General features: G+C 74.4%; 13 protein-coding genes and 1 pseudogene. 5 read left to right on the forward strand and 9 right to left on the reverse strand.

The features are described 5' to 3' along the window. Positions 1-127 precede the first annotated feature (127 nt). Entirely contained in the window at positions 128-751 is a 624-nt protein-coding gene (locus ACIPSC_RS12625; RefSeq protein WP_400825196.1) for a hypothetical protein, read from the forward strand. A 117-nt stretch (positions 752-868) separates the two neighbouring features. Here ACIPSC_RS12625 and ACIPSC_RS12630 read toward each other — a convergent pair whose 3' ends face one another. Together ACIPSC_RS12630 and ACIPSC_RS12635 are read right to left on the reverse strand one after the other, a co-directional pair. Next, complete coding sequence (locus tag ACIPSC_RS12630) at positions 869-1,891, reverse strand: glycosyltransferase family 2 protein (protein ID WP_400825198.1); 1,023 nt, start codon at positions 1,889-1,891, stop codon at positions 869-871. A gap of 256 nt (positions 1,892-2,147) precedes the next feature. Then, positions 2,148-3,800, reverse strand: coding sequence for an MFS transporter (locus ACIPSC_RS12635; protein ID WP_400825200.1), 1,653 nt, complete (start codon positions 3,798-3,800; stop codon positions 2,148-2,150). 108 nt (positions 3,801-3,908) lie between these two features. Between ACIPSC_RS12635 and ACIPSC_RS12640 the strand changes: the two genes are divergently transcribed. Beyond that, positions 3,909-4,526, forward strand: coding sequence for a TetR family transcriptional regulator (locus ACIPSC_RS12640; RefSeq protein ID WP_400825202.1), 618 nt, complete (start codon positions 3,909-3,911; stop codon positions 4,524-4,526). A gap of 143 nt (positions 4,527-4,669) precedes the next feature. Here ACIPSC_RS12640 and ACIPSC_RS12645 read toward each other — a convergent pair whose 3' ends face one another. The 3 genes and pseudogenes from ACIPSC_RS12645 to ACIPSC_RS12655 form a co-directional block, all read right to left on the reverse strand. Then, a complete protein-coding gene (locus tag ACIPSC_RS12645) occupies positions 4,670-5,380 on the reverse strand; it encodes a transglycosylase SLT domain-containing protein (RefSeq protein ID WP_400825204.1) in 711 nt (236 codons plus the stop codon). 782 nt (positions 5,381-6,162) lie between these two features. Continuing rightward, positions 6,163-6,969 (reverse strand): annotated as a pseudogene (locus ACIPSC_RS12650) (EI24 domain-containing protein); the annotation flags it as partial. Between the two features lie 218 nt (positions 6,970-7,187). Beyond that, a complete protein-coding gene (locus tag ACIPSC_RS12655) occupies positions 7,188-8,648 on the reverse strand; it encodes an amino acid permease (protein WP_400825206.1) in 1,461 nt (486 codons plus the stop codon). Positions 8,649-8,946: 298 nt separating this feature from the next. Between ACIPSC_RS12655 and ACIPSC_RS12660 the strand changes: the two genes are divergently transcribed. Next, positions 8,947-10,152: a metallophosphoesterase gene (locus ACIPSC_RS12660; RefSeq protein WP_400825208.1), complete on the forward strand. Its 1,206-nt coding sequence runs from the start codon at positions 8,947-8,949 to the stop codon at positions 10,150-10,152. Positions 10,153-10,218: 66 nt separating this feature from the next. On the opposite strand, the gene ACIPSC_RS12665 is transcribed toward ACIPSC_RS12660, so the two are convergent. Continuing rightward, complete coding sequence (locus ACIPSC_RS12665) at positions 10,219-10,443, reverse strand: hypothetical protein (protein ID WP_400825210.1); 225 nt, start codon at positions 10,441-10,443, stop codon at positions 10,219-10,221. 177 nt (positions 10,444-10,620) lie between these two features. On the opposite strand from ACIPSC_RS12665, the gene ACIPSC_RS12670 reads away from it, so the two are divergent. Further along, positions 10,621-11,652, forward strand: a complete 1,032-nt coding sequence (locus ACIPSC_RS12670) for a Ku protein (RefSeq protein ID WP_400825211.1) — start codon at positions 10,621-10,623, stop codon at positions 11,650-11,652. A gap of 53 nt (positions 11,653-11,705) precedes the next feature. Then, the gene (locus ACIPSC_RS12675; protein WP_400825212.1) at positions 11,706-11,987 is read left to right on the forward strand and encodes a hypothetical protein; all 282 of its coding nucleotides are present in this window, start codon (positions 11,706-11,708) and stop codon (positions 11,985-11,987) included. A 69-nt stretch (positions 11,988-12,056) separates the two neighbouring features. Here the strand turns inward: ACIPSC_RS12675 and ACIPSC_RS12680 are convergent, their stop codons facing one another. The 3 genes from ACIPSC_RS12680 to ACIPSC_RS12690 all read right to left on the reverse strand — a co-directional run bounded on the left by ACIPSC_RS12680 (position 12,057) and on the right by ACIPSC_RS12690 (position 14,778). Continuing rightward, entirely contained in the window at positions 12,057-13,445 is a 1,389-nt protein-coding gene (locus ACIPSC_RS12680) for an NADP-dependent succinic semialdehyde dehydrogenase (protein WP_400825214.1), read from the reverse strand. 249 nt (positions 13,446-13,694) lie between these two features. Then, the gene (locus ACIPSC_RS12685; RefSeq protein WP_313762655.1) at positions 13,695-13,979 is read right to left on the reverse strand and encodes a DUF6158 family protein; all 285 of its coding nucleotides are present in this window, start codon (positions 13,977-13,979) and stop codon (positions 13,695-13,697) included. A gap of 205 nt (positions 13,980-14,184) precedes the next feature. Next, positions 14,185-14,778, reverse strand: a complete 594-nt coding sequence (locus ACIPSC_RS12690) for a dihydrofolate reductase family protein (protein ID WP_400825216.1) — start codon at positions 14,776-14,778, stop codon at positions 14,185-14,187. Positions 14,779-14,845: the final 67 nt, after the last annotated feature.

The raw sequence follows: 14,845 nt of genomic DNA on the forward strand, positions 1-14,845 counted from the left end.
GCGCGGTGCCGCGTACCGCCGTGGTCCCGGCCGGTGCACCCCGCGATCATCGCAGCCGGGCGGGTCCGCGCGGTACCGGCACCCCGGTGTGCACCCGACGGGGCGTCATATGGCACGCTCGGCCGACATGACGATCACGAACCCGGCCGGCGGCTCCGCCGGAGCCGACTACGTCGCCGGCCTGCCGATCGGCGAGCGCCCGCCGTTCCCGGCCGACGGCGCGCCGTCCTGGGACATCTTCCCGTACGAGGGGGACCTGAAGGTCCGGGTGCTGCAGGCGCCCGAGCTGCCCGAGCCGCCGCGACAGGGCGAGGACGGAGCGGAGAGCTGCACCCAGTGCGCCCGCCCGGACGCGGACTTCCTCTGGACGGACGAGCACTGGCGGCTGAGCACCATGGACGAGCCGACCGGCCTGCCCGCCGTCGTGCTGCTCCAGCCGCGCGCCCACCACGACCTGCTCGACCTCCCGGCGGAGCGCTCCGCCGAGCTGGGCCCGATGCTGCAGCGGGTGGAGGCGGCGCTGCTGGCGCTCGGCGGCATCGGCCGGGTCCACGTGAACCGCTGGGGCGACGGCGCCGCGCACCTGCACCTGTGGCTGATCGCCCGGCCCGAGGGCATGGCGCAGCTGCGCGGCTCCACCCTGCCGCTGTGGATGGACGTCCTGCCGAAGCCCTCCGACGAGGCGTGGGCCGCGACGGCGAGCCGGATCGCCGCCGCGATGGCCGCCGACGGCGGCACGGCCCACGTCTGAGCGGCGGACGGACCCGGGCCCGGGCCCGGGGTCGGAACGGCGCCCGGCCCCGGATGCGCCGCCCCCGACGTCCGCGCGCCCGCGCCCGGCCGCGGCCGGGCGCCGGGGCCGTCTCCCTCAGGCAGAGGCCTTCCTCCGGGCCGAACCGGTGAGCGTGCCCTTGGCGATGTGGGAGAGCTTGGCCACCTCGAACGCCGGGTAGGCGCCGCCGGCCAGCAGCGAGAACTTCACGCCCTCGCGCCCGCCGGGCCGCCGGTGCCCGGCCGGCAGGAACCGGCGGTGGTGCTCGGCGGCGCGGTGGAAGAACTGCGGGCGCTCGGCGCGTGCCACGCACCCGGCGAGGTCGAAGACGAAGAGGTAGTGCCGGATCATCCGGGTGAACAGCGTGTCCCGGACGGCATCCGCGTCGGGGAGCTCCTCCAGCAGTGCGAAGCTCCGCTCGTACTGGTCGAAGATGTCGAACACGCCGCTGCCGGGCGAGCCGGTGGGGTGGACGGTCTCCCGGCGGCGCAGCTGGACGCAGGCGCGCGGCAGCGCGGCGATCCGCCGGGCCGTCAGCATCGCCGCGTGGACCACCGGGACCTCCTCGTACCGGCCGTCGGGGAAGGCCAGGCCCTGGGCTCGCCAGTGCTCGCGGCGGACCAGCCGGTCCCAGATCAGCGCGGGCGCGCCGAACACCTCCGGCCGCTCCAGCGGCCCGAACGGCTCCGGCCCGGTCTCGGCGAGCAGTGCCTCGGCGCCGCCCGGCCAGTCCCGTCCGCCGTGCCGGCGGGTGTGCCCGAACAGCAGCACGTCCACCGGCCCGGTCTGCCCGAGCCGGTCGGCGAGCGTCTGCAGGGCGTCCCGGGCGAGCAGGTGGTCGGCGTCCAGGAACAGCAGGTACTCGCCCGCGGCCCGCGCCGCGCCCGCGTTGCGGGCGACTCCGACCCCGACCGCCGCGTCCAGGTGGAGCGAGGAGACCTGGGGGTACCGGGCCGCGTAGGAATCCGCGATCCCGGCCGGGGAATCGGCGGAGCGGTCCGCGACGACGATCACCTCGAAGTCGCGGAAGGACTGGGCGAGCAGCGAGTTTAGGCACTCCGAGAGCTGTTTCTGCTGGTCATAGGCGGGGACCAGGACGCTGAGCAGGGGTGAGGGCATGAGGCCGGAGCGTAGGAGCGCTCGCCGGAGGTGGCAAAGCCTTGACAGCCCGTAATTCTGAGCAATACCCGTCAAATCGTACGGGCGTGCGCCATATCTTCACGTGTCGTTCCGGACGCGTCCACGTCAGTGCGGGTGTACGCACGGTCCCGACGTCGCCCCGCCGCCCTCGCCCCGCCGCCGTCGCCCGGCGCAGTGGCCGGGCGACGGCGGACGTCCGAGGAGGGGTGCCCCCGGCGCCCCCGGCGCCGCCGGCTCAGCGGTCGCCGGCCGAGGGCTGCGGCAGCTCGGCCACCACCCGTAGGTCGGCCGCCGGCTCGGCCGGCCCTCCCGCCGACCGCCGCAGCAGGACCGCCACGGCGGCGGCCGCCAGCAGCGCCGCGCCCGCGCCGGTCAGCAGCGTGACGTGCATGCCGTCCACGAACGCCGCACGGGCGTGCTCGGCCACCGGCCCGCCGAAGTGGGACGCCGCGGCGAGGGAGGACCGTGCCGCGTCGGCCACCTGCGGCGGCAGCCCGGTGACGTCGAGTCCGGCGCGGTAGCCGGCGCCGAGGACGCTGCCCAGGACGGCGATGCCGAGGGCACCGCCGAGCTCGCGGGAGAGGTCGTTCATCGCCGAGCCGACGTTCTGCAGGGACTGCGGCAGCGCGTCCGTGATCGCGGTGGTCGCGGGCGTCATGGCCAGCCCGGCCCCGGCGCCGAGCAGCAGCAGGCCGCCGGCGAACAGGGCGTACGGGCTGTCGGCGTCGAGCCCGCCGAACGCGGCCATCGCGGCGGCGATCAGCACCAGGCCCGTCACCCAGGGGCCACGGGCGCCGAACCGGTCGGTCAGCCGGGGGCTGAGACGGGACATCGGCACCATCGCGAGGGCCATCGGCAGCACGCTCACGGCCGCCACCAGGGCGGTGTCCCCGCGGACCAGCTGCAGGTACTGCATGATCACGAAGATGTAGCCGAAGAAGGCGAAGAACTGACAGGTGATCGAGAGCGAGCCGGCCGCGAACCGGCGGTTGCGGAACAGCCGCGGGTCCAGCAGCGGGTGACGCCGCCGCAGCTCCCAGCCGACGAAGCCGGCCAGCACGGCGAGCCCGACCGCGATCCCGCCGAGGGTGAGCGGATCGCCCCAGCCCCGGGTCGGGGCCTCGATCACCGCGTACACCAGCAGGCCCAGGCCGGTCGCGGCCAGCACGGCCCCGCCGACGTCCAGCCGCGGTGCGTCCCGATCGGCGGACTCGGGCACCACGAGCACCGTCCCGGCCAGCGCGACCACCGCGAGCAGCACGTTCAGCAGGAACACCGAGCGCCAGGACCACAGCTCCAGCAGCGTCCCCGAGGCCAGCAGCCCGACCACCGCACTGGCCCCCGCCACGGCCGCCCAGACGCTGACCGCCCTGGTCCGCTGCGCCCGCGGGAAGGTGCCGGTGATGGTCGACAGGGTGGCCGGCATGACCAGCGCCGCCCCCACGCCCAGCAGGCCGCGCAGCGCGATCAGCGCCGTGGCATCGGTGGTCAGCGCGGCCAGCCCCGACCCGGCGCCGAACAGCGCCAGACCGACGAGCAGCGCCCGGCGCCGGCCGAACCGGTCGCCGAGCGCCCCGGCGGGCAGCAGGAGGGCGGCGAACACCAGGCTGTAGGCGTCGATGATCCAGGAGAGCTCGGTCTGGCTGCCGTGGGTCGCCCGGGCGATCTCCGGCAGGGCCACGTTCAGCGAAGCCATCGCGGCGACCACGGTGGCCAGCGCCAGGCAGGTCACCAGGAGGACCAGGTTGTGGCGGCCGGCCGGCCCACCCGGCGCCGCGGATCCGGCGGACCCGCCGGCGCCCGGGGGCTCGGTGGCGGCTCGCGGTCCGGCGGCTCCCGGCGCGGCAGCGGCTCTGGGCCCGGCGGCTCTGGGCTCGGCGGCGGTCATGGCAGGCCTTCTCTCCCTCGCGTCCTCCCACCCGCCGCGGACCGGTCCGGCCGTCCGGGGGTGGCTCGATGCCGCCAGACTGGGCGCGCCGCCCCTAGGATTTCAACCATGATGAATAACCCGCCGCGCCGGGGCCGGCGGGCCGGCAGCCCGGACACCCGCGCCCAGATCCTCGACGTCGCCCGCCGCCGGTTCCTCGCCGAGGGCTACCAGGCCGTGACGATGCGCTCGATCGCCGCGGAGGCGGACGTCGACCTCGCCCTGATCAGCTACTTCTTCGGCTCCAAGAAGGGCCTCTTCGGTGCCGTGCTCGCCCTGGCCACCAACCCCGCCGAGCGCCTCGCCCTCGTCCTGGAGGGTGAGGTCGAGACCCTGCCGGACCGCATCCTGGCCGAGGTCCTCGACGTCTGGGGGAGCCCGGTGGCCGCCGACCCGCTGCGCGCCATGCTCGGCAGCGCCGCCCAGGACCCGGCGGTCGGCACCTTGGTGAGCGAGGTCCTGCAGCGGGAGATGGTCGACCGCATCGCGGCCCGGATCGGCGGCGCGGACGCCCGGCGCCGCGCCTGCGACTTCGCCGCCCACCTGGCCGGCCTGATCATGGCCCGCTACATCCTGCGCCTCGAACCGCTCGCCTCGCTGCCGCCCGATGAAATCGCGCGCACCCACCTCCCCCTGCTCCGCCTGGTCCTCCGCCCCCGCCCTGCCTCCCCCCGCCCGGGGAGATAGCCGGCCCTCGCCGTGCGGCCGGGTGCGGGGCTCCGGCCTCCGGTCCGAGGAGAGGGGGTCGGAAACGGCCGGAGGCCACCCGCGCGGTTTCGCGGGTGGCCTCGGACGAGTCCTGGAGCGCTCGGGGCGGCTTCAGGGACGGCTCAGTACCAGTGGTGGGCCTGCCAGAAGGACCAGGCGGCGCAGGGGCTGCCGTAGCGGGAGTTCATGTAGTCGAGGCCCCACTTGATCTGGGTGGCCGGGTTGGTGCGCCAGTCGGCGCCGGCCGAGGCCATCTTGGAGCCGGGGAGGGCCTGGACCAGGCCGTAGGCGCCGGAGGCGGCGTTGACGGCGCGCGGGTTCCAGCTGCTCTCGTGGGAGACGATGTTGCTGAAGCACTGCAGCTGCCCGGCCGGGACGATCTGGGCGGCGATCTCCCGCGGGCTGCCCGAGTAGCTGGGCTTGGCGTTGAGGGCGGACCGCTGCTGCGAGCGGGAGGCGGCGGCCTGCGCGTCGGCCTTCGCCTTGGCCTCGGCCTGGGCCTTCGCCGCGGCGTCGGCCTGCGCCTGGGCGGCCTGGGCCTGGGCGGCCGCAGCGGCCTCCGCGTCGGCCTGCGCCTGGGCGGCCTTCGCCGCGGCATCGGCCTGGGCGGCGGCAGCGGCCGCAGCGGCAGCGTCGGCCTGGGCCGCCTGATCGGCGACCGGCTGCCCGTCCACGGAGACCCCGGTGGTGCCGGTGACGCCGGCCACCGGGGCGGCGGCCTCGGCGACGCCGCCGCCCTGCGGGATGGCGAGGGCGGCGGTGGCCGCGCTCGCCACCACGAGGGTGGTGATGCCGGTGATCAGGGAGTTGCGGCGGGCATGGCTGAGCTGCATGGAGCGGGCAATCCTTTTCCGTCGGGGGCCGTGTCGGGAGCGCGGGGCATCCGGCACGCGGGGGCTCGGGTGAGCAGGCCCGCAATGCCGTCCTGGACGGCCATGGCACCCCGGCGGCGACGACGGGGCGGGCGGGATGCGCGGCGGGGGACAGGTCCGCAGCGCTGCCTGGCGACGGGCCATTCTTGGCAGGGCGCGGCACGGGCGGCAAAGCCGCCCGGTACTACGCGGGGTAGTGGGTCAGCGGGCGGAAACGACGAAGCGCCCGGCCGGAGCCGGGCGCTTTCGTCCGTTTTGTTCCATTTGTCCAATCGCTGGCCGGATCGGCCGTTCCGTCGACGAACGATCGGCCGCAACCCGCCGACGGCCTGCGTTCTTCCGGGTCGGCGGGGCCGTGGGCGCCTGCCGCGCCGCGGGCGCGGCCCTCGTCGCGGGCGAGCACGCGGGGGCGCCCGCCGCCCGTCCACTATCGAGGACAGTAGGACGAAAACCCCGTGTGGGCGGCTTCACATCCCGGCGGACGGGCAATGGACGCAGGGTGAACGGACGGTTACCTCCGCCGCCCCGTGTCAGGTGCGGTACGGGTTGTCCGCGTACGGGTTCTGCGCGTACTGCCCCTCGGGGGCGTGGACCCCGGGGTGCTGGCCTCCGGGGTACTGGCCCCCGGACTGCTGCCCCTCGGGGGTGTGGCCGGCCTTGGCGTAGGGGTTCTGCGCGTACGGGTTGCCGGGTACCGGCTGCGGGCCGCCGTGCGAGGGGTGTCCGGACTGCGACGGGTGGGAGGGGGCGCCCGGTGCGGCGGCGGACGCGTCCGCCGGCTCCGGTGCGTCGTCCTCGTCGGCCGGCTCCTCCTCGACCGGGACCAGGTCGCGGGCCAGCAGGGTCGCCCCGGCGACCGCGCCGGGCATGGCCAGGACGGTCACGAACGGGATCAGGAAGGCCAGGACCAGCGGCACGCCGAAGCCGAGCGCGAGGCCGAGCCGGGCGCGCAGCAGACGGATCCGCTCGCGCTGCGGCACCTCGCGCCGCTGCAGGGCGACGGCCGTCAGCTCGACCGCGAGGAAGAAGCCGGACACCAGGAACCCGGCCACCGGCACCAGGGTCTGCCCGACCACCGGGATGAAGCCGCAGGCGAACAGCAGGATGCCGAAGCCGGCCACCCGCACCAGCACGAAGAGGCTGTCGCGGGCCGAGACCACCAGCTCCCGCCAGAGCGGGACGTCCGGCGGGGTGGGTGCGCCGCCCTCGGACTCGTCCACCTTCTCGCAGAGCGACTCGTAGAACGGCTGGCCGACCAGCAGCGTGACCGCGGTGAAGGTGATCAGCGAGATCAGCAGACCGCCGCCGAAGACGATCGCGGCGAGCGCGGTGCGCAGCATGCCCTGCCAGGGCGAGCCCCAGTCGTCGGCGAACGGGGTGACCCAGGTGGCGAGGTCCTCCGACCAGCCCCCGAGGAACACCAGCGCCACCACGTATCCGATCAGGGTGATCAGCGCCGGGATCATCCCGAACGCCCACCAGCGGCCGTGCCGCGCCACCCACTTCTGGCCCTTGGCCAGGTACCCCGTCCCCGCCACAAGATCTCGCATAGGGGGAAGGGTAGGGGTTGGCCGTCAGCAGGTCATATCGGTGCCGTCGGGGTCCGGTAACCGGCCGCACGGAACCGCGCGGACGTGCGCGGACCCCGCCCGGGGACGCCGGACCGGGCCCGGCAGCGCGCGTGCGCCGGGCCCGGAAACGCCGCACCGGGCCCGGGAGCCTCCGCAATGGCTCCCGGGCCCGGCGTTCGCGGCCGGTGTGCCCCGGATCAGGCAGCCGGTTCCACCGCCGCGGCCCGCCGCCGTCGGCCCACCACGGCCGAGGCCGCCAGCACGATCGCTGCGGCGACCAGCGACAGGTACATCTGCTTCCGCCCGTCGGCGTCGGTGAACATGTACGCCACCACGAAGCCGATCATGCCGATCGCGGTCCAGGTGAGGTAGGGGTACAGCCACATCCGGACGGTCAGCCGCTCCGGCATCTCACGCTCGATGATCTTGCGCATCCGCAGCTGGGAGAAGCAGATCACCAGCCAGACGAAGAGCGCGACGGCGCCGGAGGAGTTGAGCAGGAAGGAGAAAACGGTGTCGGGAGAGGTGTAGTTGAAGAAGACGGCGATGAAGCCGAACACCACCGAGCACAGGATCGCGACCCGCGGGACGCCGCGATCGGTCACCGAGGCGAAGACCTTGGGGGCGTCGCCGCGCTGGCCGAGCGAGAAGGCCATCCGGGAGGCGGTGTACATCCCGGAGTTGAGGCAGGAGAGCACGGCGGTCAGCACGATGACGTCCATCACCTGGCCGGCGCCGGGGATGCCGATGTGCTCCAGCACGGCGACGTAAGGGCTGCCCTTGACGGCCGCGGAGTCCCACGGAAGCAGGGTGACCACGAGCAGGATCGAGCCCAGGTAGAAGACGCCGATGCGCCAGATCACGCTGTTGGTCGCCTTGCTGACCGCCTTCTCCGGGTCCTCCGACTCGCCGGCGGCCAGGGTGACGATCTCACTGCCCATGAAGGCGAAGACGACTGTCAGCATGCCGGTGAAGACCGCTCCCACGCCGTGCGGGAGGAAGCCGCCGTGACCGACGAGGTTCTCGGTGCCCACCGCGTGGGTGCCGGGCAGCAGGCCGAACGCGGCCAGGGTGCCGATCACCAGGAAGGCGGCGATCGCCACCACCTTGATCCCGGCGAACCAGAACTCGAACTCGCCGTAGGAGGCCACCGAGAACAGGTTGGTCGCGGTGAGCACCGCCATCACGATCAGTGCCCAGCCCCACTGCGGTACGCCGGGCACCCAGTGGTTGAGGATCTTCGCGCCGGCGGTGGCCTCGACGGCCAGCACCACGACCCAGAAGAACCAGTACAGCCAGCCGATCGTGAAGCCGGCCCAGCGGCCGAGCGCCCGGTCCGCGTACGCGGAGAAGGAGCCGCTCTGCGGGTCGGCCGCCGCCATCTCGCCGAGCATCCGCATCACCAGCACGACCAGCACGCCGGCGAGCGTGTAGGAGAGCAGGATGCCGGGGCCCGTGGAGGCGATGCCCGCACCGGAGCCGACGAACAGACCGGCGCCGATCACGCCGCCGATCGCGATCATCGACAGGTGGCGGTTCTTGAGCCCGGCCTTCAGGTGGCCGTCGCCACCGTGACCGGGCGCGCCGTGCTGGAGCTGCTGCTTGGTGGCGGCGTCGGCCGGGGGAGAGCCGGCCGACGTGGTGGTTTCCGCACTCATGGAGGGTGTCCTGTTGCCTTTCCGGCGCGGCCTGCCCCTCGGCTCGTTCGCCCGAGGGTGGGGGACGGACCCGCGCAATGCGGTGCAACTTAACTTCTACCTACGAGTATCGGAACAACGTCCCGGAAATCGTTCGCTGAGCGGACACGAAAGCCCAGGTCAGCGCGGGTGAAGAGCTGTCGTGGAAAGCTCAAATCTGACACATCGCCAGGCGTTTCCGGCACCTTCGAGGCGATCCCGCGGGCGCGTCCGACCCGGCGGCGGACGGGTCCGGCCGGGCGGACATACTGTCCGCGTGATGATCGTCCTCGTCCTGCTCGGCCTCCTCGCGGTGCTCGCCGTGCTGGCCCTCGCGCACTGGTACCTCTGGCGGCGCCTGGTGCGCGACGTGTCCGCGCCCGGCGGGTGGTGGCGCCGGACCGGCACCGTGCTCGCGGTGGTGCTGCCGCTGCTCTCGCTGGGGGCGCTACTCGGCGGGCGGAAGTTCCCGCTCTCCGTCGAGCGCTGGTTCGCCTGGCCCGGCTTCCTCTGGCTCGCGGTGCTGCTCTACCTGCTGCTGGCGCTCGCGGTCGGCGAGGCGGTCCGTCCGCTGCTGCTGCGGCTGCCGCGCCGGAAGGCGGCGGCTCCCGCCGCTCCCGCCGCCGAGAGCGGCGACCGGCCCGTGGCGGCGGTGCCGTCGCCCGAGCGCCGGCTCTTCGTCGCCCGGACGGTCGCGATCGGCGCCGCCGGCGCGGCGGCGGCCGTGGTCGGCAACGGCGCCTACGGCGTGCTGCGCGGACCGCGGCTGAAGCAGGTCACCGTGCCGCTGGCCAAGCTGCCCCGGCAGGCGCACGGCTACCGGATCGCCGTGGTCAGCGACATCCACCTCGGACCGATCCTCGGCCGCGCGCACACCCGGCGGATCGTGGACACCATCAACCGCACCCAGCCCGACCTGATCGCGATCGTGGGTGACCTGGTGGACGGGACGGTGCCCGAACTCGGCGCGGCCGCAGAGCCGTTGGCGGAGTTGCGGGCCCGCGACGGCGCCTTCTTCGTCACCGGCAACCACGAGTACTTCTCCGGCGCGGCGCCCTGGGTGGAGTTCGTCCGCGAGCTGGGCGTCCACCCGCTGCAGAACGCCCGGGTCGAGCTCTCCGGCTTCGACCTGGCCGGGGTGAACGACCTCGCCGGGACGGGCGAGGGCGACGGCCCGGACTTCGCCAAGGCGCTCGGCGACCGCGACCGGGCCCGCACCTCGGTGCTGCTCTCGCACCAGCCGGTCACCGTCCACGACGCCGTCCGGCACGGCGTCGACCTCCAGCTCTCCGGCCACACCCACGGCGGCCAGCTCTGGCCCGGCAACTACCTCGCCGAGCTGGCCAACCCGACCGTGGCCGGGCTGGAGCGCTACGGCGACACCCAGCTCTACGTGACGCGCGGCGCCGGGGCCTGGGGGCCGCCCGTCCGGGTCGGGGCGCCGTCCGACATCACCGTCGTCACGCTGGCCTCGCTCCAGGCCTGAGGCCTGAGGCCTGAGGCCCCGGGCCTGACGCCTGAGGTCGCGGCCGGGCAGGCGGCCGAGCCCGCCTCAGCGCTCGCGCACGTCGAGCAGGACGATCCGCCGCCCGTCGGCCGGGTTCCCGGTGAGGCGGGCGGCCAGGATGCGGGGGATGTCGCTCTCCTGCGAGTAGCCGGGCACCACCGCCACCTCGGCCCGGCGGACGGCTTGCTCCCCGGCCAGGGCGTACGCCACCCGGTACACCGTCCGCTCCGGCGGCGGGGCGGGCGGCGGTGCCGCCTCGGTCCTCGGCATGACGGCTCCTCCTCGGGTCCGCGCCCCCCGGGTCTCCCCGCCGCCCATTCTCCGCCGGTCGGGCCCGGACCGGATCCTGTGGCCGATCCGGGCAAACGCGGGCAGAGTGGGAATTCCCGGAGCGGGAGTCTCCGGACGGCGCGAACCCCGGGACGGCTCCGGAGAGGGGCGACCCCCATGCAGACCACCTGGAAGGGGACGATCAGCTTCGGGCTGGTCAGCATCCCCGTGCACCTGTACTCCGCCACCCAGGAGCACGACGTACCGCTGCACCAGGTGCACGCCAAGGACGGCGGCCGGGTGCGGATGAAGCGGTACTGCGAACGGGAGGAGCGGGAGGTCCCGTACGCCGAGATCGCCAAGGGCTACGAGTCGCCCGACGGCCGCACGGTCACCCTCACCGACGAGGACCTCGCCGACCTGCCGCTGCCCAGCAAGAAGATCATCGACGTGCTGGCCTTCGTCGACGCCGGCGAGATCGACCCGCTGATGTTCTCCAAGGCGTACTACGTCGGGGTGGCCGACAAGGCCGCCGCCAAGCCGTACGCGCTGCTGCGCGACGCGCTCACCGAGTCCGGCCAGATCGCGGTGACCAAGATCGCCCTGCGGACCAGGGAGTCCCCGGCGGTGCTGCGGGTGCACGACGGCACGCTGGTGCTGCAGACCTGCATCTGGCCCGACGAGGTGCGGTCGGCGGCCGGGATCGCGCCCGAGGAGGAGGTCGTCGTCCGGCCGCAGGAGCTGAAGATGGCGCGCTCGCTGATGGAGACGCTCTCCGAGGACTTCGACCTCGCCCAGCTCCACGACGACTACCAGCAGGCACTCCAGCAGGTCATCGAGGCCCGGCTGCAGGGCGTCGAACTGCCGCACGAGGAGGAGCCGGGCGAGGCGCCCGACAACGTCATCGACCTGATGGAGGCGCTGCGCAGCAGCCTCCGGGAGGCGAAGGGCTCCCGGCGCGGCCACCCGGGCGAACCGGTGGAGGACGCCCGGGAGGCGGCGGCCGAGCCGGAGGCGGCGAAGCCGGCGCCCCGCAGACGCGCCGCCGCGGCCGGGAAGGGCGCGACGGGCAGGACCGCCGCCAAGAAGGTCACCGCCAAGAGCCCGGCGACGAGCACCGCGAAGACCGCCGCGAAGACCACCGCGAAGGCCACCGCCGGCACCAAGACCGGCGCCAGGAAGTCCGCAGCTCCCCGCAAGGCCTCCTGAGGCCTCGTGAGCTGCTCACCGGCAGTCCCGACGACGTCCGGAGGCGATCACAGATGGACCTGCTCACCTACAAGGCACTCGACACCGGCCCCGGGGCCCCGCAGCACCCGAGCCTGGCGCACCGGGCCTGGCACGGCCTGCTCAGCATCACGCCCACGGCCGTGGTCTTCCTGGTCGGGCTCTCGCTCGGCCTCGGCGCGGTCGGTGCCCAGATCACCTCGCTGCCGTGGCTGATCGTCTTCAGCGTGATCTGGGGCATCACCCTGATCGTGCTGATGGGCATGGTCGCGCGCTGGGCGAAGCACGGCCAGGCCACGCAGCGGCTGGCCACCTGACCCGGCCGGGTGACGCGGCGGTTCGGCCCCGCGCTTGGCCGAACCGCCGCGCGGGGCCGAACCGCTCCGCTACGCGACCCAGACCGTGGTCACGTTGCAGAACTCCTTGATCCCGTGCCCCGACAGCTCCCGCCCGAAGCCGGAGCGCTTGACCCCGCCGAACGGCAGGGCGGGGTGCGAGGCGGTCATGCCGTTGAAGAAGACCCCGCCGGCCTCGATGTCCCGGACGAAGCGCTCCTGCTCGGCCGGGTCGTCGGTCCACACGTTGGAGCTGAGCCCGAACGGCGTGTCGTTGGCCAGCGCCACCGCCTCGTCCAGGTCGGCGACCCGGTAGACGGTGGCGACCGGGCCGAAGGTCTCCTCCTGGTGGATCCGCATCGCGGGGGTGATGCCGGTCAGCACCGTCGGCTCGTAGAACCAGCCGGCGTCGAAGCCCTCGGGGCGGCGGCCGCCGCACTCCACCCGGGCGCCGTGCTTCTTCGCGTCCTCGACCAGCTCCTCCAGGTCGTCCCGGCCCTGCCGGCTGGCCAGCGGGCCGACCTGGGTGGCCTCCTCCATCGGATCGCCGACCTTCAGCGCCCGCATCGCCGCGGCGAACGCGGCCGTGAACGGCTCGTACACGTCCGCGTGCACGATGAACCGCTTGGCTGCGATGCAGGACTGCCCGTTGTTCTGCGCCCGGGCGGTGACGGCCGTGCGCACGGCGGCGTCCACGTCGGCGCTGGGCAGGACCACGAAGGGGTCGCTGCCGCCCAGCTCCAGCACCGCCTTCTTCACCTCGTCGGCCGCGGTGGCGGCCACCGCGCGACCGGCCGGCTCGCTGCCGGTCAGGGTCACCGCGGCGACCCGGCGGTCGCGGATGACGCCGTCGACCGCGCGGGAGCCGATCAGCAGGGTCTGGAAGCAGCCCTCCGGGAACCCGGCCCGCACGAACAGCTCCTCCAGCGCCACGGCCGTCCGCGGCACGTTCGAGGCGTGCTTCAGCAGGCCCACGTTGCCCGCCATCAGGGCCGGCGCCGCGAACCGGATCACCTGCCAGAACGGGAAGTTCCACGGCATCACGGCGAGCACCGCGCCGATCGGGCGGTAGCGGACGTAGGCGCGGGCGGCGCCGGCGTCGGCGACGTCCGCGGGGTCGGGGTGCTCGTCGGCGAGCAGCGCCTCCGCGTTCTCGGCGTACCAGCGCATCGCCTTCGCGCACTTCGCGGCCTCGGCGCGGGCGGCCGTCAGCGGCTTGCCCATCTCCTGGGTCATCGTGCGGGCGACGGCCTCCCGGTCCTCGTCGAGCAGGTCGGCGGCGCGGCGCAGCAGCTGGGCGCGGTGGGCGAAGGAGGTGGTGCGGTAGGTGCGGAACGCGGCCTCGGCGCGGGCCAGCCGCTGCTCGATGCCGGCGGCGTCCAGCTCCTCGAAGGTCTCCAGGGTCTCGCCGGTCGCGGGGTTGACGCTTGCGATGGGCACGGTCGGGCCTCCCGGGGGTCCGTTGGGGTCGGGGTTGGGCTTCGGGGTCATGCTCGGGTCCTGCGTCGGGGTCATGCGTCGGGCTCTGCAGCGGTTCGGGCTTCGCGGGGTCGGGCTTCGGGCCGCGCGGTCGGATCCGAGGAGCGCGCTCCGGCGGCCCGACTCCACCCTGGCCGACGGCCCGGCCGCGGGCACGCCTCCACCGCCCGGCGTGTCCCGTCGGGCGGTGGACGAAACGGGGGACGCGACCTACTCCGGCAGCGACTCCACGCGGGCCGCCGCCTCCCGGGCGCGGGCGCCGGCCCTGGTCCGCCCGGCCGTGACCAGCCGGTTCGGGAACCGGTGCAGGTACTCCGCCTCCAGCTGCCCGGTGCGCAGGGTGTGCCGCTTCAGCGCCTCCTCCGACCCGTAGAGGAACGTCTCGTGCCGGGTCCGGTGCAGCTGCTCCAGCTCGTGTAGCAGTGTGTCGTTGCCGAGGGCGTGTGGCGAGATGCCCTCGGGCCTGATGTGCGGAGCGTCGGTCGGGTGCCGCATGTCCACTACCTCCTCGGCCGGTCCCCCCGTCTACCCGGTGCCCGGCCCCCGCCGCCGGTACACCCGTTCGAGTGCGGGGAGCTGTCCTCGCCGGCGGCCCTTCCGACCACCGACCGGTGATCGGATCGTACGACGCCCACCCCACCCCCGTCGCGACCAGAACGCACCCGGGGCGGAGCCCGGACCGGCGCCCCGGCCTGACCGGCTACGCGGGGACTGCGGCGTTCGCGGAGCTCACGGGTGTGCGGGCGTAGTGGAGGAGGACCACGCCGGTGGGGAAGGAGCGGGTCTCCAGAAGGGTGAGACCGGTGGACTCCGGGGTGGCGGGGAAGAGCAGCCGCCCGCGGCCGAGGCGGACCGGGTGGACGTAGAGCCGGTACTCGTCGACCAGGCCGAGGCGGAAGAAGGTCTCGGCGAGGTCCGCGCCGCCGAGTGCGAGGTCGCCGCCCTCGCCGGCGGTGAGCGCGGCGACGGCGGCCGGGGTCACCTCGGGGAGGACGGTCGTGTTCCAGTCCGCCCGGGTGAGGGTGCGGGAGAACACCGTCTTCGGCAGGTCGCGCCAGATCCGGGCGAACTCGACCACCGCGGGGCTCGCGTCCGGGTCCTGGTCGGCGGTCGGCCAGAAGTCGGCCATCAGTTCGTGGGTGACCCGGCCGCTGATCAGGCCGCCCAGCCGGGCGATCACGCGGTTGAGGTGGAGGTGCAGCCCCTCGTCGACGCGGCTCCAGCTGATGTCGCGGTCCGGGCCCTCGAAGTAGCCGTCGACGGACACGGACATGAAGAGGACGACCTTGCGCATGGTGGCCTCGCCGGGGGGTCGGGCGGCGCCGCCCCCGCGCCGCCGGGGTGCGGGGGCGGCGAGCCGG

Source organism: Kitasatospora sp. NPDC090091, from assembly GCF_044747365.1.
Lineage (GTDB): Bacteria > Actinomycetota > Actinomycetes > Streptomycetales > Streptomycetaceae > Kitasatospora.